This is a genomic window from Oceanobacillus jeddahensis, from assembly GCF_000750635.1.
GTDB lineage: Bacteria > Bacillota > Bacilli > Bacillales > Amphibacillaceae > Oceanobacillus > Oceanobacillus jeddahense.
This window is the reverse complement of the sequence record NZ_CCDM010000005.1, coordinates 1-25,933: the sequence shown is the minus strand read 5'-3', so window position 1 is coordinate 25,933 and position 25,933 is coordinate 1. Positions and strand designations below refer to the sequence as shown.

Annotated in this window: 19 protein-coding genes, 1 pseudogene and 1 riboswitch; of the genes and pseudogenes, 5 read left to right on the top strand and 15 right to left on the bottom strand. The window is 37.4% G+C overall.

Annotated features, from left to right (window positions below):
• Positions 1 to 96 precede the first annotated feature (96 nt).
• From eutD to BN986_RS18720, 11 genes and pseudogenes are all read right to left on the bottom strand, one after another.
• A pseudogene (eutD, locus tag BN986_RS18770) lies at positions 97 to 723 on the bottom strand (ethanolamine utilization phosphate acetyltransferase EutD); the annotation flags it as partial.
• A 48-nt stretch (positions 724 to 771) separates the two neighbouring features.
• The gene (locus tag BN986_RS18765) at positions 772 to 1,062 is read right to left on the bottom strand and encodes a BMC domain-containing protein (protein WP_148417170.1); all 291 of its coding nucleotides are present in this window, start codon (positions 1,060 to 1,062) and stop codon (positions 772 to 774) included.
• A 24-nt stretch (positions 1,063 to 1,086) separates the two neighbouring features.
• Complete coding sequence (locus BN986_RS27930) at positions 1,087 to 1,629, bottom strand: BMC domain-containing protein (RefSeq protein WP_040983027.1); 543 nt, start codon at positions 1,627 to 1,629, stop codon at positions 1,087 to 1,089.
• Positions 1,630 to 1,638: 9 nt separating this feature from the next.
• The gene (gene eutL, locus BN986_RS18755; protein WP_040983025.1) at positions 1,639 to 2,292 is read right to left on the bottom strand and encodes an ethanolamine utilization microcompartment protein EutL; all 654 of its coding nucleotides are present in this window, start codon (positions 2,290 to 2,292) and stop codon (positions 1,639 to 1,641) included.
• A 75-nt stretch (positions 2,293 to 2,367) separates the two neighbouring features.
• Positions 2,368 to 3,261 (bottom strand): ethanolamine ammonia-lyase subunit EutC, encoded by an 894-nt coding sequence (gene eutC / locus BN986_RS18750; RefSeq protein ID WP_040983024.1) that lies wholly within the window; start codon positions 3,259 to 3,261, stop codon positions 2,368 to 2,370.
• Between the two features lie 12 nt (positions 3,262 to 3,273).
• Positions 3,274 to 4,641, bottom strand: coding sequence for an ethanolamine ammonia-lyase subunit EutB (locus BN986_RS18745; protein WP_040983023.1), 1,368 nt, complete (start codon positions 4,639 to 4,641; stop codon positions 3,274 to 3,276).
• A 28-nt stretch (positions 4,642 to 4,669) separates the two neighbouring features.
• On the bottom strand, positions 4,670 to 6,097 hold the full coding sequence (eutA, locus tag BN986_RS18740) for an ethanolamine ammonia-lyase reactivating factor EutA (RefSeq protein ID WP_040983022.1): 1,428 nt from the start codon (positions 6,095 to 6,097) through the stop codon (positions 4,670 to 4,672).
• A gap of 115 nt (positions 6,098 to 6,212) precedes the next feature.
• Positions 6,213 to 7,598 carry a histidine kinase N-terminal domain-containing protein gene (locus BN986_RS18735; RefSeq protein WP_040983020.1) on the bottom strand — a complete coding sequence of 462 codons (1,386 nt, stop codon included), beginning with the start codon at positions 7,596 to 7,598 and terminating at the stop codon, positions 6,213 to 6,215.
• Positions 7,591 to 8,163, bottom strand: coding sequence for an ANTAR domain-containing response regulator (locus BN986_RS18730; protein ID WP_040983018.1), 573 nt, complete (start codon positions 8,161 to 8,163; stop codon positions 7,591 to 7,593). Before BN986_RS18730 ends, BN986_RS18735 begins: the two co-directional genes overlap by 8 nt.
• A 240-nt stretch (positions 8,164 to 8,403) precedes the next feature.
• Positions 8,404 to 9,534: a 1-propanol dehydrogenase PduQ gene (locus BN986_RS18725; protein ID WP_040983016.1), complete on the bottom strand. Its 1,131-nt coding sequence runs from the start codon at positions 9,532 to 9,534 to the stop codon at positions 8,404 to 8,406.
• Between the two features lie 511 nt (positions 9,535 to 10,045).
• Positions 10,046 to 10,231, bottom strand: a riboswitch (cobalamin riboswitch).
• A gap of 127 nt (positions 10,232 to 10,358) precedes the next feature.
• Positions 10,359 to 12,290, bottom strand: coding sequence for a fructose-bisphosphatase class III (locus tag BN986_RS18720; protein WP_040983014.1), 1,932 nt, complete (start codon positions 12,288 to 12,290; stop codon positions 10,359 to 10,361).
• A gap of 790 nt (positions 12,291 to 13,080) precedes the next feature.
• Between BN986_RS18720 and BN986_RS18715 the strand changes: the two genes are divergently transcribed.
• Positions 13,081 to 14,802 (top strand): sigma-54 interaction domain-containing protein, encoded by a 1,722-nt coding sequence (locus BN986_RS18715; protein WP_040983013.1) that lies wholly within the window; start codon positions 13,081 to 13,083, stop codon positions 14,800 to 14,802.
• Positions 14,803 to 15,143: 341 nt separating this feature from the next.
• On the opposite strand, the gene BN986_RS18710 is transcribed toward BN986_RS18715, so the two are convergent.
• From BN986_RS18710 to BN986_RS18695, 4 genes are all read right to left on the bottom strand, one after another.
• The gene (locus tag BN986_RS18710) at positions 15,144 to 16,277 is read right to left on the bottom strand and encodes a M24 family metallopeptidase (RefSeq protein WP_040983011.1); all 1,134 of its coding nucleotides are present in this window, start codon (positions 16,275 to 16,277) and stop codon (positions 15,144 to 15,146) included.
• 142 nt (positions 16,278 to 16,419) lie between these two features.
• On the bottom strand, positions 16,420 to 17,820 hold the full coding sequence (locus BN986_RS18705) for a sodium:solute symporter family protein (protein WP_040983010.1): 1,401 nt from the start codon (positions 17,818 to 17,820) through the stop codon (positions 16,420 to 16,422).
• A 273-nt stretch (positions 17,821 to 18,093) separates the two neighbouring features.
• Complete coding sequence (locus BN986_RS18700) at positions 18,094 to 19,269, bottom strand: metal-dependent hydrolase family protein (RefSeq protein ID WP_040983009.1); 1,176 nt, start codon at positions 19,267 to 19,269, stop codon at positions 18,094 to 18,096.
• Positions 19,270 to 20,032: 763 nt separating this feature from the next.
• A complete protein-coding gene (locus BN986_RS18695) occupies positions 20,033 to 21,166 on the bottom strand; it encodes a M24 family metallopeptidase (protein WP_040983007.1) in 1,134 nt (377 codons plus the stop codon).
• A gap of 846 nt (positions 21,167 to 22,012) precedes the next feature.
• On the opposite strand from BN986_RS18695, the gene BN986_RS18690 reads away from it, so the two are divergent.
• The 4 genes from BN986_RS18690 to phnE (BN986_RS18675) all read left to right on the top strand — a co-directional run bounded on the left by BN986_RS18690 (position 22,013) and on the right by phnE (BN986_RS18675) (position 25,671).
• Positions 22,013 to 22,948 (top strand): phosphate/phosphite/phosphonate ABC transporter substrate-binding protein, encoded by a 936-nt coding sequence (locus BN986_RS18690; RefSeq protein ID WP_040983005.1) that lies wholly within the window; start codon positions 22,013 to 22,015, stop codon positions 22,946 to 22,948.
• 349 nt (positions 22,949 to 23,297) lie between these two features.
• Complete coding sequence (gene phnC / locus BN986_RS18685; protein WP_040983003.1) at positions 23,298 to 24,071, top strand: phosphonate ABC transporter ATP-binding protein; 774 nt, start codon at positions 23,298 to 23,300, stop codon at positions 24,069 to 24,071.
• Positions 24,071 to 24,862: a phosphonate ABC transporter, permease protein PhnE gene (gene phnE / locus BN986_RS18680; RefSeq protein ID WP_148417182.1), complete on the top strand. Its 792-nt coding sequence runs from the start codon at positions 24,071 to 24,073 to the stop codon at positions 24,860 to 24,862. The genes phnC and phnE (BN986_RS18680) overlap by 1 nt, the downstream gene beginning before the upstream one ends.
• Complete coding sequence (gene phnE / locus BN986_RS18675) at positions 24,859 to 25,671, top strand: phosphonate ABC transporter, permease protein PhnE (RefSeq protein WP_040983000.1); 813 nt, start codon at positions 24,859 to 24,861, stop codon at positions 25,669 to 25,671. The genes phnE (BN986_RS18680) and phnE (BN986_RS18675) overlap by 4 nt, the downstream gene beginning before the upstream one ends.
• The last annotated feature ends 262 nt before the right edge of the window (positions 25,672 to 25,933 follow it).

Genomic DNA, 25,933 nt, shown 5'->3' with positions numbered 1-25,933 from the left:
CTTCTTTTCTATAAACTCCGCATCAGACTCTGGTGCGGAGCACTTTTCTTTTGAGATCACTTCTGTATTTATACCGGAACCTGTTGCTCCGCTATTTTTCTTTATAATCTTACCAAGTGCTCCCCGCTGAAAACCACAGGTATTCGCTTCATCAAAATCAATGTGCATATAGGTCTGATAGTTAGGATGGACACGAATGACAACATCATCAAATATAAGGGATCGCTCTCCAAACACTTTCACCTGCACAATTTCTTTATGCTCCACCTGAAGTTTTGCCGCATCATGTAAAGCGACATGGATATGCCGCTTAGCGACAATGAGCCCTTTATCCAAGTGAAGCTCCTTATCTCCATGAATGAGTGTGATTCCAGGTGTTCCATCAATATCCCCGCTTTCTCTAACCGGGATATTGCCTCCTAAAACAACTGCATCTGTCTTAGATACTTCCACCTGGGAGACACTTCTTTCAGGACCTAAAATGACAACATTTTCAATTCTCCCTTTAGGTCCTTTAATTGTAATTCTTTCTTTACAAGCAAATTGACCTGGTTGGGATAATTCTTTTGCCTTTGTTAATTGGTAGCCTGTACCAAATAGATAATCAATTGCTTCTCTGTTTAAGTGAACATGTCTTCCTGATGCTTCCATTTCAACTAAGGATTGATTCAGCATTTCTTTCTTTACTGCCTCTTCTATCGTTTTTACAAGTAGCTCGTCCAAATCTCTCACCTCAATTCTCTCGATCAGCTACTTCTGGACTTCCAGAATTTAAGCTTCCCCTAATTCCTTTGGAAGGATCGCGCTAACTTCTGCATGCGGGCGAGGAATAACATGAACGGATACTAGTTCTCCAACACGGTCAGCCGCCGCTGCTCCAGCATCGGTTGCTGCTTTTACAGCACCTACATCCCCTCTGACGAGTACCGTTACCAATCCTGCTCCAATTTGTTCTTTCCCTACCAACGTTACATTCGCTGCTTTCACCATGGCATCTGCCGCTTCAACAGCTCCAACTAAACCTTTTGTCTCTACCATTCCTAACGCATTTGTTTGCATTATAAATTCCTCCTTTAATGAATTAACCTATTTTTTATTATTATCTTTTGCTAATATTGCCTGAACGAGTTCACTTTTTCTTGCATACTTTATATTTTTTGTTGCATCTGACAAACTTACATTATTTGCTCTGGCAAGCTGTCTTAATTGAAGTACTGTCATCTTTTCCAACTGTTCCTGATCGAAGTCTTGGATGGGATGTTCATCCACTGCAGCTGTATGATCCAACTGTTGTTCTTCCACTTCTGCTTCAGCTATTTCCGTCTGTGTTGTTTCCGGCACTGGAGCCGGCGCTGTTTGCGGAAATTTTTTTAAGATGGTACTGGTTTCATGATGCATCCTCGGAATAACGTGTACAGAAATCAATGTTTGGAATGAAGTAATCGCATGTTCACCAGCTTCCACAGCAGCTTGAACTGCAGCAACATCTCCCAGCAGCTGAACAGTGACCAGCCCGCCTTTGATAATTTCTGTATCTAAAAGCTTCACATCTGCCGCCTTCACAGCTGCATCAGCTGCAACTATTGAACTTAACAATCCCCTTGTTTCAATTAATCCTAATGCTTCCATTTAACTCACCTAATATCCTTTTGGATTATCTGCCACATCATTTACTGCACTTGCAAATGCTTCACAGGCAGCCTGGCAGGCAGATTGACTTCCAGTTAATAAGGCGCCTCCGAAGTTTGTTTCAGATGGCGGTCCAAAGAATGCAGCCAACTTTACATCCGCTGACTTCAAGGCCATATCTAAGGCATAGACAGCTTCCAATGGAGGAGCAATTAAATATGAAATTGCTTCTCCTTCTGCTATATTTGCCTGCTTGGAAAGGAATGTTCCTGTCCGTGATACCAAATGTGCAAAGTAAGGAATCGAGTCATCCTCATTGGCACTGACAAAATAAGCATCATGCTCTATATAAGACAGTGCAGCATCCAATCCGCTTTTTACTTCCTCGGGATTATAGCCTGCCAAAATACCAATAACCTCTCCGGTTAACTTCGTTGTTGCATTATCTGCCCCGGCATACATGGATTCTGCATAAACAACTTCTACGTCTGCTTTCTTTGTTGCTTCATCTAAGGCCGTGTAGACTACATCATCGGTATCCCCTGTTAAAATTCCGATACTTCGCTGATCAGGAAGTAATTTTAATTCGTCTGCTAAATGTGCATCTACATTTGAAATCAGCTTCACACCCAAGACCTGTGCATAAAGCGCATCACCCTTCATGGTAAACCCTCCGTTTCTATGCTTTTTCGTCTTTTGAACGTTTCCTGTCATTCGTGTTCAAAAAGGCGGTACCCTTTATACCTTATTCAGGTCAAGACCAGAAGCTTTTTTATCAATCATTTTCTTTATCAATTCCGCAATATGTGCTCCTGCTTCCACTGGAGGTGTACCGCCTTCGTGAATATTTGATATAACGGTACGCCTTGCTTCCGGCATATCAACAGTCGGCTTGTAGGCAATGTAAGCACTCATCGATTCTGCTGTTACCAGCCCCGGTCGCTCTCCAACAAGCAAACAAACAACATCCGCTCCGGTCAATTCTCCAACAACATCCATCGCCGGCACACGGCAATGTTTAATAAATAAATCATTGGTCGCCTCTATGCCGTGAAGTTTCAGGCCTTGTTTGATAGCAGGTAATGTGTTTTCCAAATTAGCTTCAATAGAAGCAGAGCTCAAACCATCTCCCACCACAATTTGTACTTTAGGGTTTCCACAATGTGTTTTAATTTTTTCTTTCACTTCATCCGTGAATTGTCTTCCCAAGTCTGGACGGGTAACATACTCATCCTTATCCTGGCACACCGTTGCAATAGGAAATAGATTATTATCTTTTACAAAATCCTCACTTACATAAGAGAAAACAGCATCCTGAGCAGCAGCGTGATCCGCTTTAAACCGTAATGAACTGGAGGTCATATAGCGTGCTCCACTCCGCCATACGCCTAAGCGCGCAGGTGTTTTATCTTTCATATCCAAATATCCTGCTTCATCTGCCGGTTCTGGTACAAGTAGTTCTTTCTTTATCAATACTTCGGATATATCCGGCAAGAATTCATCACTGCTTGTCTGGTTTGCATTGCTTTCCGGCTGCGTTTTTGGAGCATGCTCTTCAGAGGTTGTACCCCCTCCAGCCATTTCCCGGACAATTTTTTCAATCAACGTTTTTAATTCTGTATCTGTAGCCATCGTTTCTCCTCCTTACACTAAGAATAATGATGCGTCTCCGGCTGGAGCAGTCAACCTTCCGGAAAGATCAATAACATTCATTTTCTGTAACCACTCTTCAAATTCCTTAATCGGTTTTAACTGCAGCAACTCGCGCAATGTTTGAATTTCATGATAGCCAAGACTTTGATAATTCAACATGACATCGTCTCCATGCGGAGCAGTAATTAAGAAATTAACTCCGGCTTGAGCAAGTAATGTGCCTAACAGCTCCATATCATCCTGATCTGCTTTCATATGGTTGGTATAACAAACATCCACACCCATCGGTAATCCAGAAAGTTTCCCCATAAAATGGTCCTCTAAGCCAGCCCGGATAACCTGCTTCGAATCATATAAGTATTCCGGTCCAATGAACCCTACCACGGTATTTACCAAGAAAGGTTCATAGGTTTTACCAAATCCGTAGCATCTGGCTTCTAATGTAAGCTGGTCTACGCCATGATGTGCGTTAGAAGATAATTCAGCACCTTGTCCCGTTTCAAAATACATCACATTAGGCCCGGCGGCGGTTCCTTCACGCAAAGCAAGCTCTCTTGCCTCCGCAATTAATTCGCCGCTTATTCCAAAGGCTCTATTTCCTTTTTCAGAACCAGCAATCGATTGGAAGATGAGATCAGCAGGTGCTCCCTCCCGAATAGCTTGCATTTGTGTAGTTACATGGGCAAGCACGCTATTTTGCGTAGGAATCGCATACTTATTTTTCACTTCCTCTAAACGATGGAACATCCGCTTTACACTCTCTAACGTGTCATCCACCGGGTTTAATCCAATAACAGCGTCGCCTGAACCATAAGAAAGACCCTCTAAAATAGAAGCGACAATTCCATCCTCATTATCAGACGGGTGGTTCGGCTGTAATCTTGCTGATAATGTTCCTTCCAAGCCAATCGTTGTATTACAATGTGCTGTAACGGTTATTTTATTTCCTGCCGTAATCAAATCTAAATTGGACATTAACTTTGTTACGGCGGCAACCATTTCTGATGTCAATCCTCTTGAAATTCTTCTGATATCATTTCCTGATGTATTGTAATCAAGTAATTTCTCGCGCAGCTCCTGGACAGTCCATCGCTTGATAGAATCATAGATTTTTTTATTTAAGCCATCTTGAATGATTCGTGTCACTTCATCTTGTTCATAAGGGATAGCTGGATTGTTCCGTAAATCCTCCAGTGTTAAATTTGCTAAAACAACCTTGGCAGCGACGCGTTCTTCTGCTGATTCCGCCGCAATTCCAGCCATCACATCGCCTGATTTTTCTTCATTTGCTTTTGCCATGACTTCGTTGATAGATTTAAATTGATAGTTTCTTCCAAATAATACAGTGCTTAAAATCATGCTTATCCTCCTCTCAAAATTTACAGTACTAATTAAATACGAGTGTTTTAATTACGACGGGCAACACACTCCCTTCAGCAAGTGGATGTCCAATGTCAATATAATCTCCATCTTCAACAAAAACACTATCAATACAGATAATTTCCATATCTTGGCCAAGCATAGTATAAAGCGTCTGCCCAAGTACCTTCCCAATATCCTTCTCTACAATGACAATGAGCGGAAGTCCTAAACGAAGATAATTTCGGGCACCTTGCGCCATTTTTTCAGCTACTTCTGTTATATCTTTAAAACTTGATACTTCTCTGCCTGAAAAGGATAACGCCACTCGCTGCTTTTCTTCTTCTAATTGAAACCTGCTTAAGTTTTCCTCTATATAACCTGCAATAGCGTCACCATGATTAATAACTTCATTGGATATTTTTATAACCGGGATATTTTTAATCGGGAATTTATTTTGAGAATAATGAATCGTGCTCCCACTAATTTCTGTTGTATGCGATCCTGCTCCAACAACGGTGGCCCGTATTAATTCTTTCGGCTCTATCAGTGTCAACTGTTGAGTTAATGCAGATTTCCTGATTGCTGTTCCCAGCAGAATACCAATATCCCCATACCTGAACACGTCACCTTCTGACGGTCGATAGATAGCCTCCGCTACTCCTCCTGTAAATGAAATATGTGACATATCTGCTATATTTTTAATTCCTTTATGTGTCACGATATTGAAAAATGCTCTTGTTGGATTACGAACACCAACACTTTCCTCCAGAAGCTGTACCATCCGTTCAATTAACGGCTCAAGCAGTTTCTCTGTAGCCTGTTCTCCTATATAAATCGGCCAGCCATTTTCTTCAATTAAGGCTTGAATCTTTTCTGAAATATATTCAATTTTCTTTGTTTCCTTATTTACTTTGACCAGTCTTCCGCCGATATCTAAGCAGCCTGTGTCGACGATATTGCCTCTTTCCATCACAGCAATATTGCTTGTCCCACCACCCACATCGAGATTGGCCAGCTTGCCGGCATGCTCCTTGGAATAACGATTCAGTCCAGCTCCTTTCGCTGCAATAATACTCTCTAAATCAGGTCCGGCAGTTGCGACAACAAAATCTCCTGCATAGCCGCTTAATCCTTGTAAAACCTCTTCGGCATTTTCTTTTCTGGCTGTTTCTCCAGTAATAATGACAGCACCTGTCTGGATCGTTTCTTTCGCAATCTTAGCTTTCTGATATTCTCTCGCTACAAACTGCTCAATCTGCGTTTGATCAATCCGTTTTCCTTCCAGGAGTGGTGTATCAATAATGTCACTTTTATAAATGACTTTCTTATCTATAATCACAATGCGTGGAACATTAAATGCAGATGCCGTATTTTCTATCGTCAGATGAGAGAATACAAGCTGTGTTGTGGACGTCCCAATATCGATTCCGACACTTAAAACATCTTCAGCCATTTCCCTGCCTCCCTTCTTTATTAGATGTATTAAAAAAAGCAAAAAAGCTTAAAGCATAAAAAATTGCACACAGCAATCTTCTTTATACCTTAAGCTTCATTGCTTCCGGATCCACTTATACATCATCGTATAGTGTTTGTTTAAATTGAACGGTAACTTCCATTCCTCTTTTCAGGCGGTTAAATTGAATCGTTCCCTTTAGCTTGTCTTTCACATAATTTTGAACAATAACTAATCCCAAACTGTTCTTTTTTATTTCATCAATGGAAAAACCAATTCCATTATCTGCAACAGTAATAATCACTTTGTCTCCATGCTTTTTCAAAGATACTTTTAACTTTCCGCTGCTTCTTCCTGCGAAAGCATGATTATAGCTGTTTTGTACAAGTTCATTCACAATAAGGGATACAGAAGTTGCAATTTCACTTCTGACAATAATCGATTCTTCTGCATCAAGGCTTAATTCAAGATTATTTAACAGCATATAGCTTCGATGCATATTATTCACAATAAATTTAATGACTTCACTTAACTCAACCTCGTCCCCAAGCTGTCTTGCTAAAATATCATGTGTTGCAGCAATGGACATAACCCGGTTCATATTGTCTGATAGAATATGTTTAATCTCTTCATTATTGCTTCTTCTTTTCTCCATTCGCAGGAGAGATGCCATGGTTTGTAAGTTATTTTTAATACGATGATGCGTTTCTCTTATTGCCTCTGTCTTAGAGATGATTTCCGCTTCTTTATTTTTCAATTGTGTGATATCTCTTAAAATAATTGCAAATTCTAACTTATCATCCTCTAAAATAATCCGCTTCATCATATAAAACTTATCAGCAAGTTCAATTTCTTTCATCACTGTTTTTTTATTGCTTAATACAAGCTCACTATAAGGAATTTGATCACCAAATAATTGATTATAATAAACTTCATCCTGCAGGCTATCCTTTAAAATACTATCTGCGTTTTCATTTTGAAAAATAAGTTTACTAGAAGCATCAAAAAAATAGATGGCATCGTCAATATAGTTATTTAATCGTGCTGTCATAACCATATAATCATTTTGCTCTTCTCCCTCATCATCTTGCACTTCATGAAAAGGCTCTTCCATAATATAGGTACCCAGGATCTTATCCTGATATTCAATGGCATATATATTTTGACGAATAAATACGTTCTCTTGCGTAAACGCTTTATATCCTTTTAACTTTCCTCCAGTTCGAGAGACCTTCCAAACCCCGGGCTCATTCATCTTCATTGCCGGCTGACCTACAGGAGATTGCTCATAGAGAGATCCTTTGGAGACAGGAAGTACATGATAAATAACAATAGAAGCAGTACTGTTCTTTAAAGGAACATCGATGAAAATATCGCAATCAAAAATAGCTGCTAATTCATCCAGTGCCTGCGATTTCTGATAGATAATTGCGATTTCTTCCTCTGTCATCTCTGTATACTTCTTGCATAATTCCATAATTTTATTTTTTTGCTTATTCATATACTATCGCTATCGTCCTGGCAACTTCACTGATAGACTTCCTTCCATCCATACTCATTTTACGCAAGAGCTTATAAGCCTCTTGTTCATCCAGATTTCTCTCCTTCATTAATAAACCCTTAGCAATCTCAATAATCTTCCGATCTTCCAGCTTTTGGGATACTTCTTCTACTTGTTTCTCCAGAGATTGGATTTTTTCTGCTCTAGATAGGCACATTTCAACTGTTGGAATAAAAGATTTTTCATCCAGTGGCTTTACTAAATATCCAAGTGCTCCGATCTCTCTTGCTTTTTTTACAAATGTTTCATCATAAAAAGCAGTCAGCAGCAATATTCCACCAGCAATTTTATCATACATAATTTTTTTACTAGCCTTTAGCCCATCTAATACAGGCATTTTTATATCCATAATGACTAAATCCGGGCGTTGTTCCTGACAAACATCGATTGCCTCAAACCCATCAGAAGCTTGTCCTACGACATCGTATCCAGCTTCCTCCAAAAGTTCCTGTAAATCCATCTTTGTAATAGGTTCATCGTCGACTATCACAATTTTTGCATTCATATCCATACTCCTTAGCAGTATAATTCAATGACACTTAAGGAAAGCCTCATCTCTATCTAATAGCCTAAAAAAGCCAAAAGGGACCCCGAAAAAGATACATCCTTTTCAAAGCCCCTTTGCTTTATCATCAACGAATTGCATTCATTTCATTTCTTACGCACCCCATTGTGCTTCTATCATCATTATATATTTGAAAGCACTTTCTTGCAAGCTTATTTTCTATTAGACTCAGCCTGATAATTATCTTATCTTTTTTAAAATAGCTGCAATATCCTGATATGTTGGTTTTACCGGGTTCATACTTGTACAGCTGTCGTTTAAGGAAGCCTCCACAATTTCTGTTTCTATCTCATCGTTGTATTCCAGTTGATAGGCCTTTAAATTAGCAGGGATATCTAATTTTTTCCGAAGCTTCTTCACTTCTTTAATAAAGCTTCTTACTCCACTTGCTTGATTCGTTGCAGGAAGATTCAATAAACGGGCAAGCGCTGCATACCTATCTGCTGCCGGAGTTAAATGCTGATTATCATTTTGATGAACACCGGCATTAAACGCAATAACAGATGGGAGTAAAATCGCATTCAGTCGGCCATGTGGAATATGAAATCTTGCTCCTGAGGCATGTGCAATACTATGATTGATTCCTAAACCAGCTGTGTTAAATGCAAAACCTGCTAATGTAGATGCATGGTGAACCTTTTCTTTCGCTTCATCGTCTTGTTCATTTTGATAAGATTTTGGTAGATAATCAAAAAGTAAACGAATCGCTTTTTCCGCCATGGCATCTGAAAAATCATTCGCATTTTTAGCTACATAAGCCTCTACAGCATGGGTTAAAGCATCCATTCCTGTATCTGCTACAATTGACTTAGGAACAGTTTTCACAAGCTCTACGTCTAAAATAGTTGTTTCCGGAATTAAAGAATCTGCGGTTAATGGATACTTCACCCCTTTATTTTGATCCGTGATCACCGAATAGGAAGTTACTTCCGAGCCGGTACCACTCGTGGTTGGAATAGCAAGCAGCGGCAGTTCTTCCATAGCATAAACCTTCTTAGCAATATCTTTTACCGCTTTTGCAGCATCCATTGCAGAACCCCCGCCAATGGTAATAACAAAATCAGGCTCAAAGTCTCTCATCGCTTCTACACCAGCAGTAACATTTTCAATCGGTGGATCCGGTACCACCTCTGCAAATAATTGCCACGTATTATTTCCTGTTGAAAGGTAGTCTTCTATTTTTTCAAGGATTTTTGTCTCTTGAAGAAATGGATCTAAAACAATAAAAATCCGCTGTTCATGAATCGTTTTCAAATAATCTAATGCATTCTTTCCATAATAAATATCTGTTTGAAAAGCAACCTTTTTCAAGAAAATCCCTCCTCATTTTTTGACATAAAAAAAGACAGAGGAACCCTACAGAATTTATCATTCTGTAAAGCTCCTCTGCTTTTAAACGACACGTCTTTGTGTTAACTGTAGTGTACTATTAATCTGTTAGCCTTGTCAATTTTGACTTAAAAAGGTTCTTAAAGATAAAAACAGGAAGATCTACCACTACTTTGGAGTAAACCTTCCATCATTGCAGGTATTACTTCTTTGTAATGACCTGTCCGTTCGGTTACTTCTTTGTAACGTTATACATCCTTACGACGAATGTAAGGCTTTAGAGAGTTTGCTGCGCCGCAATGCTCCAAATGGTTAACAAACTTTTGGTTTCGCACAAACCAAAGTAAGCAACGACGATAAGCATGATACCTATTACTTACCGCTCTATACACATTAAAAAAAACCCTCACCTGTCTTTAGTTGAGAGCAGCTAATAGAATTCAATTTGTATTTCATTGAATTACTAGTATGCATCTCCTTTTCCCAGAAGGCAGCTGTGCATATTACTTTGGCAAGTCTCCTGACTCATGGCTATTATCTACTCCGCCTTCCCGGGATTATCCAGTGGCAATACAGAGCAAACCTACCATTCACAGTGGCCGGACCGTTCAGGATTTACACCTGATTCCTTTTTAATCATTCACAGCATTGTAAATGAACCAAAATAATTTCCATATAAAGTTTGTTAATTTTATTATATAGTAAACGGATTATTTTTCATAGGGGGATTTATTGAAGATACGTATTTCTTTGGTTAAAACAAGCTATCTCAATAAATTTATTGAGATAGCTTGTTTTAATCTTATTTAATTAATATAACGGTATTCCATCAGCTGATTCAACATCTCAATTTCTTCTTGCAACTTAGCTCCGATATTCGTTTCCCTAACTTTTTTCCGTTCCAGCTCTTTGTCTACCACTCGTCGAACCGATAACACATCTGCTCCATTTAATACAACATCTTCTTTTGAATTAAAATGCTGGTGGGCAACGAGCTGCATTCCGAATGAATTATACAATAAGGTATAGCCTGCAATACCTGTTGTAGACTGATATGCTTTAGAAAAACCGCCATCAATAACAATCATTTTTCCATTTGCTTTGATTGGGTTCTCTCCATCTATTTCTTTTACTGGCGTGTGACCGTTAATAATATGCCCCTGACTAGGGTCCAATTCAAATTCTTCCAACATCTTCCGGCACATTTCCACATTTTCACGTAAATAATAATATGGATTCTTTTCTTCTTTATGAGATGCTTTATCAGAAATAAAGTAACGTTCAAAAGTAGTCATTGCCCGTTTTCCAAAAAGAGAAGAATATTCCCCTGTCCATAGATACCAAACCATATCGGTTGCAAGGTCGTCTGTTGTTTCTCTGTGGGCAAAAGCATGGCGTAAATAGGACTCAAATTTATCCAACAATTCTCTGCCCTTATAGGCTTTTCCTTCAATCTCCATCTTCTCCATACTTCCATTTTCATCAACAGGAATACAGCCGTGAATTAATAGATTTCCATTATATTTCAGGTATAAGCTTCCTTTTTTCATTAAGAAATTCATATGTCTTTTCAACTTCTCTGATTGCTGTACCGATAGCAATAGCTTGTCGATGACTTCTTCTTCTTCCGGCAATAGTTTGGCAGGATCAGCAGGATCAATGGTAGAAAAACATGTATTTTCTAATGGATAGGTCTTCCCATAAACCGTGATTTCTTGTTTCTCGTAATCTGTTTTCTCTAACACAAGTCTCTCTTCCATATTAAAGAAGGAGCGCCGTTTAATAATCGGACTTTCCAGCTTAAATTGAATCATTGCAATTGCTTGATGAATCTTCGTAATTTGTAATTTTTCCTGATCTGTAATATCTTGATCTGGATGCTTTTTAGGACGAAAAGCAGGATTATCCCCATAATATTTTTCAGCCAAGTTAAGTAATGGGCGTAAATTGATTCCATAAGCATCTTCTATGATATCTAAATTATCATAACGCGCACAAATTCGAATGATATTGGCAAGGCACACTTTGGATCCTGCATACGCACCAATCCATAGAACATCATGATTCCCCCATTGAATATCAATGGAGTGGTACCCGATCAATGTCTCCATAATTTTATCCGGCTCTGGTCCGCGATCATAGATATCTCCAACAACATGCAGATGGTCAACCACCAAACGCTGTGTAGTATAAGATAAGCCAATAATGAGTTTCTCCGCCTGTCCAAGCGAGATTATCTTTTGAACAATTTTTTCATAATAAGGCTTCTTATTCGTATATTCATCCGTCTTATACAAAAGTTCTTCTATAATATACACAAATTGCTCCGGCAATGCCTTACGCAGCTTGGAACGGGTATATTTAGAAGATGCATAAGAAATTAAATGAATCATATGATGAATTTTCTCTGCATACCATTCTTCTAACGCCTGCTTTGAATTGAATTGGTGTTTAATGAGCTTCAGTTTATCTTCAGGATAATAAACAAGCGCAGCAAAATCGTTAATATCTTCCTCAGACAATGTATCCTTAAATATATCGTTTATTTTCTCTCTTACTTTTCCGGAACCATTTCGTAAAACATGCTGAAAAGCTTGATACTCCCCATGCAAATCACTTACAAAATGCTCTGTTCCTTTTGGAAGATCCAAAATGGATTCTAAATTGATAAGTTCGGTTACTACCTTTTCTTCTCTGTCAAATTTCTCTGCTAATAAATCAAGGTATTTTGTATCCACCTTTCATATCCTCCTCCGAATTATGCCGTATTATTTTTAAATAGTATAACACTTTTAGGCAGGGATTGCAGTAATTATTCCTTGCTCTCATAGTTATAGATTTGTACTATAATACAATAGCTTTACAATATAATTCAAACGATAATGAATTATAAATTGAGTCGGATAACTGATAAAATCAAGCCATTATCAGTTACCCGACTCTCACTTTACATTTTCAGCTTTCTTCTATTCTTGAAGTAAGAATCTTAAAGTCGATTGCACTGCTATAAAAAAATAGTTTCTATATATACAAACTTATCAATAAAGAATTACCTTCCTTATTTATAAAACGAAACTTCATTCAGTGGGAGTTTTCGACGCACAACTCTTTACGATGGGACGAGTAATCGCAAAAGTTCTTCGACGAGGCGAGTAATCGCAGTCCCAGTCCTAGTCCCAGTCCTAGTCCCAGCCCCAGGACGTCGCGAACTTAGTCTGCTGTTCTTCTCCCACTGAGTTAACCTAAGTGATCCAGAGAGTTAGCTCACCTGATCTCCCGCCTAAATATATTTATCTTTACGCTTTATTAGGAGGCGGGAGTTTTACGGACGGTTCTCCGTGATAAAATAGTAAAAAAGTGAAACACCACTATCTGATGATAAACAGAGAATATATCAGCTGCTAGCGTAGGTTTTCTCATTATTAACTTAATAACAAAACTATTCTGACATTTATATTGATATGATGACCAACTTGTGTAAAAATAATTAAAATAATGTAAATCAACTTTTACACCAGGAGGGCTAAAATGAATTTATTTCCATTTGAAATAACTCATGTATTGAACCGTAATTTGAAAGTTTTAGAGAAAAACATCTGGAAAACATTCGATTTATATAAAGTTGCAAAAGAGGCAAATCCGACAAAAATATTCCTCAAAAATAACGAAGAAATCCAATTCGTTCAGCTTTTTAACGAAACAAATGAAATCGTTGTCACACCGTGCAAGGAGGCTTCATCAAGCATATCTTTCACAAAGTTAATGAATACTGTTGAAACATTTGGTCATGTAATTATTCAGGATAATGGAAAATATATCGGCTATGTTAATGCAACTGCAATTTTAAAACAAATCATGAATACTTATAAGAAAATGGAAGCTTACTTCAAAACAGTTCTTCAAACTATTGACAGTTCCTGTACAGCCATTGATTCTAATCAAAATGTTTTAATCTGGACAGAAGGAGCGGAACGTATTTTTTCTGTAAAACAAGAAGATATAATTGGCAAAAAGATAACTGATTTCTTTGCTCCTGAACGCCTGGAAGTTTTAAAATCGCTAACTGAAGGATCATCTGTAACGAATAGTCAACATCATGCGAGAGAGGATTTAGTTGTAATGATCAACTCAAATCCTGTTTATCTTAATAAGGAAGTAATTGGCGCAGTGGTTTCTGAAACAAATATTACTAGTCAAATTCGGTTACATAATGAACTGTCTAATACAACAGAAAAACTCTTTAATTTAGAAAAAGAAGTCAATAAGCTAATGCCTTCTGAAGATCCTTTTGTAGCTATTAAAGGAAACAGCAACATTTTAAAAAAGACTATTTCAATGACAAGAAAAGCCGCAACAACAAATACGAATATATTGATCTATGGAGAAAGTGGTGTTGGTAAAGAACTCTTCGCAAAAGCAGTCCACAACATACGCGAAGGTCAAAATGCACCATTTGTCCCGATCAATTGCGGTGCGATTCCTTCTACATTATTTGAAAGCGAAATTTTTGGTTATGAAAAGGGAGCATTTTCCGGGGCTGATCAAAAAGGAAAAAAAGGAAAAGTGGAGTTAGCCAAAGGAGGAACATTGTTTTTAGATGAAATTGGAGAAATGCCTTTGGACATGCAGGTGAAAATATTAAGATTACTACAGGAAAAGAAGTTTTTTTCTGTTGGCGGAACAAAAGAAAAAGAAGTAGATTTCAGAGTAGTGGCCGCTACTAATCGGAATCTAAAAAAACTAGTAGAAGAAGGCAAGTTTAGGGAGGATCTTTACTATAGATTGAACGTGGTAAATATTGAAATCCCCCCTTTACGAAGCCGTCCAGAAGATGTTATCGAATTAACCCATTATTTTTTATACGAAATTTCCATTAAATATAACCGTCCAATATACGGGATATCACAAGCCGTCATGCAAGCACTTCTGCAACATGATTGGCCGGGAAATATACGGGAATTAAAAAATGGAATAGAAAGATTAGTTGTTTTTTCTGAAAATGGAGAAATAAAGGTGGAAGATCTCCCGTTTGAAATAAGCGGAACGAAATCAACTTCCGGAAAGCAACTTCCTTATTTCACCGAGTATGATAATAGAGCTTTAAGCGAAAGACTTGAAGAAGTTGAAAAAGAAATTATATTAAAACAACTGGAAAAAGAAAATGGCAACAAACTGGCTTGTGCTAAAACGTTACAAATAACACGGGCTACACTCTATAATCGCATAAACAAATTAGGATTAGACGTATAAAGATACGTTTTTAATATGATTGTTGTAATTGTTCAGGGATATCAAAGAAGATCGAGTGATTATATGTAGAACTAAAGAAGGAACGTTTAAAGGGTTGGCTGATATATTAAATGCGTTCGCTTTTCCATTCGCTGGATTTACTCGTGCAAAACGTTGCGATTATCTATCACCAATCTAGTATGCTTCCTTTTCATTCACTGATTTATCCTTAGTAAACCAGGACATTAGCACACTCTGTTCTCCTGCCTCAATAGATTGATTTCCACTTTCTATTTGAAGGCAGGAGTTTTACAGATGCTTATTTGTGGCAAATAAGAAAATTATATATCTTTTTTTAGTAATTAATAGGTTAAATCCTCAAGTTCTCTCGGATATTCTGTTATTCGTTTACTTCCATTCTTTGTTAAGATTAATGTATCTGAATGACGAAAGCCGCCAATTCCTGGTATAAATATCCCGGGTTCAATTGTAAATACCATGCCTTCTTGAAGTACTAAATCATTATCGAACCTTAAATATGGCTGTTCATGTGCGGATATGCCAATTCCATGACCTACTCGATGATTAGCATAATCTACAAACCCTGCCTTTTTTAAAGTATTTCGTGAAACTTCATCTACTTCTGCCGCAGTAACTCCAGGTTTCAGAAAATCCATTGCATTCTGCTGAGCAACTTTAGCTGCTTCAAAACCCCTTTTTTGATCTTCAGTTAGTTCACCTAAAACAATCGTTCTCTCAAGTTCTGCCCGGTAACCATTTAAAGAGACTTGTCTACTATGAATGATAATATCGCCCATTTGAAATTTCCTGGTATTCGAGAAAACATGTGGCATAATTGTTCTTTCTGTTCCTGATGGTGACATAACAAATAGATCAAGAGTGGCATTAGGGTGTCTTTTAGCTGTTTCCTCAAATAATGCCCTTGTACCTATTGCATCCATTTCAATTTCGGTAATACCTTCCCTACAGGCATTTAATGAGGTGCTAACGGCCAGATTAGATAATCTTCCAGCTTCCTTAATTAGTTCAAGCTCTTCGCTGTCCTTCACATACCGCATTTCTACAATTTTTTGACCTACATCTACAACTTCAAAACCTGATTGGTGAATAATATTAACTTGTTCTGCAGGAATCGAAGACATATCGACTCCAATTTTAGACCCTGGTGAATATTTTGAAAGTAATGATTTAAGGTGCTCAAATGGGCTGGTTCCTTTATGCGCCATTTCAGGATGCTCATAATATACTATGATATTATCTACATTAGCTTCTTCTTTAGCATGCACTTCCTCTAAAGCAGGAACGATTAGGCTTGTTGAAAACTTATCTGCTAAATAAATAATTGGACGCGAATATAAAATAGCTTTGAAACCGCTTAAATAATACTGATGGTCTGGGTTTCCAACAACAATAGCTTCTATTTTTCTTTCATCCATAAAATCTCTTATTTCAGTCAAACGATGGGTAACATTCATTTAAATCACTCCTAAAATAGTTTTTAATAAAATCGATACTTCTATCAACTGGTATTTTACTGACGTTTATCTGTTATAAAAAATAATTTTTTCCTTATTTTGCAGTTTTATTTTTTAAAACGATGTATTCCGCCATTTCTATTTAACCACTTACTTTCGTGTTTTGCTCCATTATTCTATTTTTATTATTCGTAACTAATGATACGATTACAAGCGTAAGAACTGATAATGGTAGAGATACAATTATACTATTCCAACCTAAGGGCTGATTAAGTACCTGTTCCCAGATAATTGTTGCACTTCCTCCAACTATGATGGAAGATATTGCACCCGCAGCAGTTGCTCGTTTCCAAAAAAATGCTGCTAATATCACTGGTGTAAGAGCTGCACCATACATGGTGTAAGCATACATTTGCAATTCTAATACATCTGGAAAAAAAGCTCCCAAAAAATAACCAAAAACGCCAAGACCAACAACGGCTATACGATTTAGACGTAAATATTTTTTGTGAGACACTTTACCTTTAAATTGAATGTAGATATCATATACAATATTGCCGGCACCTGATAATAGAAATGAGTTAGATGTTGTAATTATTAGCGCGATGGCTGCAACTAAAATAATAGAACCAATTGGGATAGGCACTCCATCTGCAGCAACTTGCAGTATTGCCATATCCGTATTTTCCAAAGAAGGATACATAATAATTGCTGATGCTGCAATGATTATTACAGCCGTCAAAATTAAAGCGTTTCCAAAGAAAAATGCCACAGTCGATTTACTAGCTGTTTTAACATCTCTTGCGGATGAAAAACGATTATACATATTCTGATCGCCCAATAACAACATAAGTGTTGGTAAAAAGAATCCAATTAGTTGAATAACTGACAAACCGCCGGTCCAAGATAATTGTTCGGAAGGGATTCCATTTGCTAATCCTGAGAACCCGTCCACGTTAGGTAAAACAAAGGGGAGAGCTAATAATAATCCGAAAACGATTAATATAGAGCTGATAAAATCCGTATAAGCAACGGAGAACATACCTCCTGTTGCGGCTAGAAATATAACAAAAATCGCTATTAGCAATGCTCCCGTCTCTGCCGATAAATCTGTTATAATACTTAAAAGGTTACCACCTCCAATAAATTGATATGTTGCAATACCTACGTAGGCTAATAACATGAAAATTGAAGCCACTAAACGAGTAGCACTTCCAAATTTCATCTCTAAAATCTCCGGTAATGTGGTTTTTTCTAACCCTCTTACTTTACCAGCTATAAAATACAAAATGATAATCCCGATCGGTGCACCAGCAAAATAAATAATGCCTGCAAGCGGACCATACTGGTAAACAAAGCTGGCACCACCTAGAATGGTTCCGGACCCAACCCACGTAGCCAGTAACGTTCCGGCTAATACAATTCCCGGCAAACGACGTCCAGCTATCAAAAAATCTTCACCCGTTTTAACTTCCCGTTTAGCAAAGTAAATACCAAGAAACATCATGCCGATAACATACACCACAATGATAAATATATGCATTAACACCCACCAAACCTTTCATTTTCGTATAAAAATGCGGTTAAAAATGATAAATCGAATTTATCCGTTGGCTTGTTTTCCAGCGTCCATATATTCAAATGCACAGTACGAAACTATATCTTCTCGATCTCCACGTTTCTTTCACCTGCCTTTTTGAATAAGTAATTTTAGCCATACAAGTAAGATAACGTTGATAATTATTTTAACGTTATATCTTTTATAACTTTTATTTGTCACTGTAAAATACGACAACTACTTTAAATACAATCCATACTAAAGTTTAAAAACTAATTCACCTTTTTTATATACTTGTTCCACCTTTTTAAGGTTATTTAAATTATCTAAAGGATTTTCCTTTACCAACATAAAATCAGCTTCATAATCTTCTTTAATTTGTCCAATCATTTTACCTAGAATTTTACCAGCATTTGATGTAGCTGTTTTAAGCACTTCTGAATTTTCAGAAACAATTTTTTGCATCATTACGAGTTCCTCTACTATGGAAGGATGTTCAACACATGGCGCCCCAGCATCAGTACCGCACCCTATTAAAATGTCATTATTGAAATAATTACGAAAAGCATCCTCATGAATTCTGACTATTTCTTTCGCCTTCTCTTGAGCATAATCGGGTATTCCATCAGCATAAGCATTTTGCTGATAGGTATATAAAGTCGGTACCCATGCTATATTGCTATCTTCCATCATGTGAATGAGTTCTTCATCTAAAAAATGACCATGCTCTATCGTATCCACACCTGCTCTGATAGAATTTAAAATACCATCACGCCCGATGGCATGGGATGCAACCTTGAGTCCAAAATCATGGGCAACTTCACAAATTACTTTTAACTCCTCATAAGTAAGCTCAGCATTTAATACGGACTCCCCTTCAGCTCTTCCATAAACACCACCTGTTGCACTTACCTTTATCACCTGGGCCCCTTTATAAATTTGTTCACGTGTCGCTTTTAACGCTTCAGTTGGTCCGTCAAGAAACCTTGCCCAAAAAGGATCATGTCCCCCGGTCATCGTTAACGTTTTACCGCATGCAATGATATTAGGACCTTCAATAATTTCTCTTTTTACACTTTGCGCAACTTGCAAAGATATATCATTGACCGAACCAACGTCCCTCACTGTTGTGATGCCATGACGAAGATATTTTTGGCAATTGGAAACTGCACGTATTATCATCTGTTCATAGCTTTCTTTTTCCTGTGTCTCTACAGGATTAAGTGACCCATCCCACATTAAATGAACATGAAGATCGATCAATCCGGGAACCATGTATAGACCCGAAGCACTGGTTGTTGGTAAATCTGTTGGAAGTTCGCTCTTTGGTCCTACCTTATGAATAACTCCATTCTTAATCCACACTGCATCCCCCGATTTTTCAATTAACTCATCACCGTAAAGAAGATTCACATCAGTTATAATTTGATCCATTAAAATCCTCCTATATAGTAGTATGTTTTTCATTTTAACTTACCTATTTACTAGCAAGAAAGATGCCAATTTTATAAAGTAGAATTTTATTTAGAAAAGTATGTCATAGCACAATGCTTATCAGCGACTAAACGCAACAGTTTTCAGTGTGGTGTGTTAGAATTGAGACGTCGGCCTTTATCCTGTAAACTACAACAATTTGAGCATTTACCGGTTGTTTCATTTCCCACTTTAAAATTTTCTGTTTTCCCTATTCTTGAAGTGGAAGTCTTACAGCCCGGTACCCTGCGATTATTTAGTTCGTAAATTCCTTTCTTATGCTTTGGAAATTATTATTTTCCCCTTTATTAAAGGGTTTAAATCGCCTTTATAAAGCATCTTTAACTTCAACCTGTAAATAAGGACATCTATCAATAAATCATATAAAAAGTTGTTTTTAACTCTTTTATGTTAAGAATGAATAATGTGTATAAGAATCTATACATGAATAACTTTTTAGAATAGAATTTATATAGAATGATAATGGGATCTATTTGAAGTAATATTTCTATCAGTAAAATCCTGACCAAGCTTTTTCTCAAATAAAACATATGCTCCCTTGTTAAAATAAAAAGAACAGGTATCAGCGTAGACTCTATTGATAGCTCACAACTGAACCCGTTCTCTTATCGGATTTTCATAGATATTCCGGAAACTACTAAACTGAACATTTACCCATTTATTCATCCTAAACGAAAAGTCACATATTTTGAGAAATCACATGTCAAAAATTTAATTGTTCCATCTCTCTTGGATATTCTGTTATTAGTTTCCTGCCGTCCTTGGTTAGAATAACAGTATCTGAATGACGAAAACCTCCTACACCTGGTATATAAATGCCTGGTTCTATAGTGAACACCATCCCCTCTTGAAGCATTAGATCATTATCAAACCTTAAGGATGGTTCTTCATGTAAAGAGATCCCTATACCGTGACCCATTCGATTAATTGCATAATCTCCAAAACCCTTTTGTTTTAAAAGCCTTCTTGCTACTTCATCTACTTCGGCTGCTGTGGTTCCTGGTTTTATAAAGTCAATGGCAATCTGTTGCGCTTCTATTGCTGCATCAAAAGCTTTCTTTTGATTATCAGTCAGCTCTCCTAAGACAACTGTACGTTCTAATTCTGCTCGATAACCATTCAACGCTACTTGTCTACTATGAATGATAATATCTCCTTTTTTTAGTTTACGTGTATTGGAAAATACGTGAGGCATTACCGTCCTTTCCACACCTGAAGGAGACATTACCATAAAATCGAGTGTTGCTTTTGGATACCTTTTAGCTGTTTCTTTAAAGATAGCTGTATTTCCCTTAGCATCCATTTCCATTTCAGTAATACCTTCTTTACAAACTTTTAACGATTCGCTTACCCCTAGATTTACTAGCTCTCCTGCTTTTTCGATCAACTGTAGTTCTGCTTTATCCTTAATATATCGCATCTCTGCAATTTTTTTACTAATATCGATTACTTCGAAATTTAAATTTTCGATATAATCTACTAATTGTGAAGCTGTGTGTGCCTTATCAACTCCAACCTTTGAGCCTGGTTTATATTTAGATAGGTTTTTTCCAACATGATGATAAGGATGCGTCCCCTTATGTGCCCCTTCAGGATGTTCATAATAAACAAAAATTTCATCAACATTGGATTCCTCTTTTGCATGTATCTCTTCTAATGCTGGCACACTTAATTTTATTTCTTGTTTTTCTAACATCAATGTAATTGGCCGTGAGTATGTTAAAGCTTTAAATCCACTTAAATAAAATTGGTTATCCGGACTTGTAATAATAGATAAATCTATCTTTTTGCTATCCATATAATTTCTTAATTCATCTAATCTTTTATCTACTTTCATGTTTTATTCCTCCTTATATGCATCGGGTCTGCTAATCAATTACTATCAGAGCCTTTCACTTGATTCATTTTTTATTCTTATCAGCTGCTCCTCTTTCACATACGGCATTCTTTCATTCGTCCCTCGCCTTCTGAAGTAATTTTTGTTTCTTTCTTCCTTTCTCGGATTCGCTCCGGAAAAACACTGCGCTGGTTAAAATGTTTAACCATGAAGTAAATAACTTATTATGTTAGACACAAAAGTTAGATTTAATTCCATCTATATAGTTTTCGATTTTACGTGTAAATTTAATTTTACACTGTCTATGATTGTATAAAACAAGTATCTTCCGAGCCGGGCAGTATTTCTCCAAAATTTACTTCATCATTTCACAGATAAGATCCAATTTTTCACACGGTAAACTTTTTACTCAAACTGTATTCTTCTTCTTTATTTATGGAAGCTCGGCAGTATTAATACGTAACGATTCTTTAACTACATATACATTTACCATTAAAATTAAACACTTAACATTCATTTTCATCACCTCGCTTTTATTATTAATAATGCAATATCTATGCCATTATCATAAATTTCTAGTGAATAATAAAAAGTCGTATTGGAAAGTAAAGAAAATATTTTGAAATTGAATTTTAAATATCTCTACCCTATCAAAAAAGTAAAAACAACATGAATTAATTGAATTTTCCCAATAAATATTGCTAATTAAATACTTTGCCAAAATTTACTTTTTTTTAGCAAAATTATATATATTATTTAACATACTCCGTGTTATAATTATGTAGAATTTCGAAATAGTAGATAATCGAATCTATTATTCACATTTAAAACTAGGAGGTTTTATCAATGACGTGGAAGAAAGCAGCTATTTTTCTATTTGTCTTTTCTTTATTGTTTTTAGCCGCGTGTGGAGATTCTGACGACTCTTCCGGCGACGATAATTCATCAGATGGCGATACATACGTACCCGATTCATTAACAGTACAATTCGTTCCTTCTCAAAATGCCGAAACTTTAGAGGCAAGAGCAAAACCTTTAGAAGATTTATTAGAGAATGAACTTGATATTGATGTTACCGTAAGCGTTTCAACAAACTATAATACGGTTGTCGAATCATTAGCCTCTGAGCAAATTGATGTAGGATTCCTGCCGCCTAACGCATATGTGCAAGCACATGATGAGTATGAGGCAGCTGATGTCCTGCTGCAATCCCAGCGTTACGGCGTAAATGAAGATGGTTCCAATACAGATGAACTTGTGGATTCCTATTACGCGATGTTTATTACAAGATCTGATTCCGATATTGAAAGCATCGCTGATTTGGAAGGTACAACCATCGCATTTCAAGATATCACTTCATCAGCTGGATATGTTTGGCCAGCTGCTGCTCTATTGGATGAAGGGATTGATCCCTTATCAGATGTGAACCCATTAGTTCTTCAAGGGCATGATGCAGCTGTTACCGCAGTACTTAATGGAGAAGCTGATGCAGCAGCAATCTTCCAGGATGCGCGTAATGTTGTTGTAAATGATTTCCCTGATGTGTTTGAAGATACAAAAGTGGTTGCTTATACCGAACCTATACCAAACGACACTATCTCGGTACAAACAAATATGGATGAAGAATGGAAAGAAAAAATCCAGCAGGCATTTATCAATGTAGGTGAGTCAGAAGAAGGCAGGGAAATCGTTCGTGACATATACACACACGAAGGTTATGTTGAATCCGAGGATTCCAATTTTGATATTGTCCGTGAATATTCAGAACGAATTCAGGAGTAGTAGAGGATACTGTTTTAAAGAATTGGTAAATGATTAAAAATTCATTTCGTAAAGGCTGCTTTCGTCTTTGCTTCATGTGCTTTATTTAATTCAGGGAATTGCTCAACTGCTCTCCCGCAAAAACCTTTTAATAGCGGGAGTCTGGCAGATGTTTTTCCATGATAGATTGCTATACAAGTCAAGCTTTATAGTACCATTCCTGAAAGGATGTCTAAAAGGGTAAGTCCTTTTATTCATCCTTTTTAAGATTTATCAGCATTTTTTAAAGTCTTTCTACACCTTATTACGGGGTGCTGCATACAACAGTCAGGCTATAGCCGGCTATTTCTGATAAGAAAGTTGGGTAAATATGATTGAGTTAAATGACGTTTCTAAAGTTTATTCAAATGGTGTAAAAGGATTAGAAGACGTTAATCTAAAAATTGATAAAGGCGAATTTGTATCCATTGTCGGTTTATCAGGAGCTGGTAAATCCACGCTGCTTCGTTCAATGAATCGTCTCATTGATATTTCTTCTGGTGAAATAAAAATAGATGAAAAATCGATCACTTATGCATCAGAAAAGAAGTTACGACTAATCCGAAGAGATATCGGAATGATTTTTCAGAGTTTCAATCTCGTAAAGCGTTCCAGTGTACTACGTAATGTACTCTCTGGACGCGTTGCTTATAATAATACGTTTCGGACTCTTTTGAACTTATTTCCTCAAAAGGATGTAGACCTTGCGTTAAAAGCATTGGAAAGAGTAAATATATTAGATAAAGCGTATACTCGTTCTAGTGAACTATCAGGTGGACAGCAGCAGCGTGTGTCAATTGCCCGCACATTAGCTCAAGAAGCAAAGATCATTCTGGCAGATGAGCCGACAGCGTCACTTGATCCAGTAACGACTAAGCAGGTAATGGATGATCTTAAAAAAATTAATACAGAAGATGATGTCACTGTCATTATCAACTTACATTTTGTCGATTTGGCAAAAGAATATTCTACAAGAATCATTGGCCTTCAGGCAGGAAAAGTCGTATTCGATGGAACTCCAGAAGAAGCTACAGAAGAAGTATTCGAGGAGATTTATGGTCGATCGCTAAAAGAAGATGAATTGCTTGGGGAGGAAAATCTATGATGGACACAAAATTGAATGGACCCCTTCCGACAAAGCCTTCAAGGTGGGCATTTTACTTTTTTCTTATTGGTCTATTTGCAATTGTGTTGTTAAGTGCCATTTATATTGAAGCAAATCCGCTTACTTTTTTCCAGAACAGCGACAATATGATTGATTTAATTGTCAGTATGTTTCCGCCGGCTTGGTCGTATATAGCAACGACAACACCGGCCATGCTTGAGACAATCCGCATGGCCCTTTTAGGAACAACCATCGGGATGATATTTTCTATTCCAATTATGTTCTTATGTGCACGAAATATTTTCCGGCTTCGCTGGCTAGTGGAATTATCACGGATCGGTTTGAATGTTTTACGTACCATTCCTGATCTGCTTTTAGCTGCTATTTTCGCCGCAATTCTTGGTTTCTCTCCACTCGCCGGAATTGTTGCTTTATCTATCTTTTCAATTGGGATTATTGCAAAATTATCCTTTGAAGCAATTGAGAATATTGATAATGGCCCACTGGAATCAATGACTGCCGTTGGGGCGAACAAATTGCAATGGATTGCTTTCGGGGTTGTTCCACAAATCCTGCCGCATTTTGTTTCCTATGTGCTTTATACATTTGAAATCAATATCCGGGCTGCAGCCATTCTCGGTTTAGTAGGCGCGGGCGGGATTGGTATCTATTACGACCGTGCACTTGGATTTTTTGCCTACGATCAAGTTCTGGCACTGATCCTGTATACGTTAGTCGTGGTTATTATCATTGATTTAATTAGTTTGAAAATAAGGGAGAAACTACTATGAGTCAACGTGATCAACTAAAAAAAGCGCGGGCGGCACGAGCCAAAAAAAGAGGAAAATTTGCATTTATTCTTATTGTTCTAATTGCCTTATATGTTTGGGCAATTGCCGGGATTGAGTTTAGAGGGATTCAAGAAACAGCAGGACCGGTTACCCAAAGTATCTTAAAAGGCTTCATCTCCCCGGATTGGAGTTATGTATACAGTCCGGATGGGGAAGATTTAATCAGAGGGCTGCTGGAAACACTGGCCATAGCCATTGTCGGTATTTTCTTGTCTGTCATCCTGGCTGTTCCCGTCGGCCTTTGGGCAGCAAAAAACTTAAGTTCCAGCTCCATTACTTCTCAAAGTGGTAAAGGAGTATTGAGCTTTTTCCGTACCCTTCCTGATATTATTCTGGCACTTCTTTTTATCAAAGTAGTCGGACCTGGTGCCTATGCAGGTATGCTTGCTCTTGGTATCGGAGCAATCGGAATGCTCGGTAAATTGTATGCGGAAGAGGTCGAAGCAATGGATCCGGGACCTGTTGAATCCATTACGGCTGTCGGAGGTAATAAATTGCAACAGCTGGCTTTTGGGGTTATTCCTCAAGTATTGCCTGGTTTTATTTCAGCGACACTCTATCGTTTTGAAATCAATATGCGTTCTGCAGCTACTTTAGGGCTGATTGGTGCTGGAGGAATCGGAACATCATTAATTTTTGCGATTCAAGGACGCAGCTGGGATCGCGTCGGGATAATTATTATTGGAATTGTCATCGTTGTATTAATCGTTGATTTTATTTCCAGTGCGTTGAGAAAGAGAATTGTTTAAAATAATATCATCAATTCATTCCGTCATTATAAAACGAAACTTCACGCAGTGGGAGTTTTCGACGCACAACTCTTTACGATGGGACGAGTAACCGCAGCAACGGTTTTAATAGACCGAGTAATCGCAGGTCTCAATGTTGTCAGGTTAGTGAATTTCATTAAGATTATGTTTGATACTGGTAGATAGCAATAAGGCTAACTAGCGGAGGAAAAACACGGAGACTCCTGTGGGAAAGCGCGGAGGGAAGACCCCGCAGAAAAAA

Coding starts and splice junctions, on each gene's coding strand:
- BN986_RS27930 (WP_040983027.1), bottom strand. CDS start 1,629: ATGGAAGCATTAGGATTAATTGAAACAAGGGGATTGTTAAGTTCAATA.
- eutL (WP_040983025.1), bottom strand. CDS start 2,292: ATGAAGGGTGATGCGCTTTATGCACAGGTCTTGGGTGTGAAGCTGATT.
- eutC (WP_040983024.1), bottom strand. CDS start 3,261: ATGGCTACAGATACAGAATTAAAAACGTTGATTGAAAAAATTGTCCGG.
- BN986_RS18745 (WP_040983023.1), bottom strand. CDS start 4,641: ATGATTTTAAGCACTGTATTATTTGGAAGAAACTATCAATTTAAATCT.
- eutA (WP_040983022.1), bottom strand. CDS start 6,097: ATGGCTGAAGATGTTTTAAGTGTCGGAATCGATATTGGGACGTCCACA.
- BN986_RS18735 (WP_040983020.1), bottom strand. CDS start 7,598: ATGAATAAGCAAAAAAATAAAATTATGGAATTATGCAAGAAGTATACA.
- BN986_RS18730 (WP_040983018.1), bottom strand. CDS start 8,163: ATGAATGCAAAAATTGTGATAGTCGACGATGAACCTATTACAAAGATG.
- BN986_RS18715 (WP_040983013.1), top strand. CDS start 13,081: ATGAATTTATTTCCATTTGAAATAACTCATGTATTGAACCGTAATTTG.
- BN986_RS18710 (WP_040983011.1), bottom strand. CDS start 16,277: ATGAATGTTACCCATCGTTTGACTGAAATAAGAGATTTTATGGATGAA.
- BN986_RS18705 (WP_040983010.1), bottom strand. CDS start 17,820: ATGCATATATTTATCATTGTGGTGTATGTTATCGGCATGATGTTTCTT.
- BN986_RS18700 (WP_040983009.1), bottom strand. CDS start 19,269: ATGGATCAAATTATAACTGATGTGAATCTTCTTTACGGTGATGAGTTA.
- BN986_RS18695 (WP_040983007.1), bottom strand. CDS start 21,166: ATGAAAGTAGATAAAAGATTAGATGAATTAAGAAATTATATGGATAGC.
- BN986_RS18690 (WP_040983005.1), top strand. CDS start 22,013: ATGACGTGGAAGAAAGCAGCTATTTTTCTATTTGTCTTTTCTTTATTG.
- phnC (WP_040983003.1), top strand. CDS start 23,298: ATGATTGAGTTAAATGACGTTTCTAAAGTTTATTCAAATGGTGTAAAA.
- phnE (WP_148417182.1), top strand. CDS start 24,071: ATGGACACAAAATTGAATGGACCCCTTCCGACAAAGCCTTCAAGGTGG.
- phnE (WP_040983000.1), top strand. CDS start 24,859: ATGAGTCAACGTGATCAACTAAAAAAAGCGCGGGCGGCACGAGCCAAA.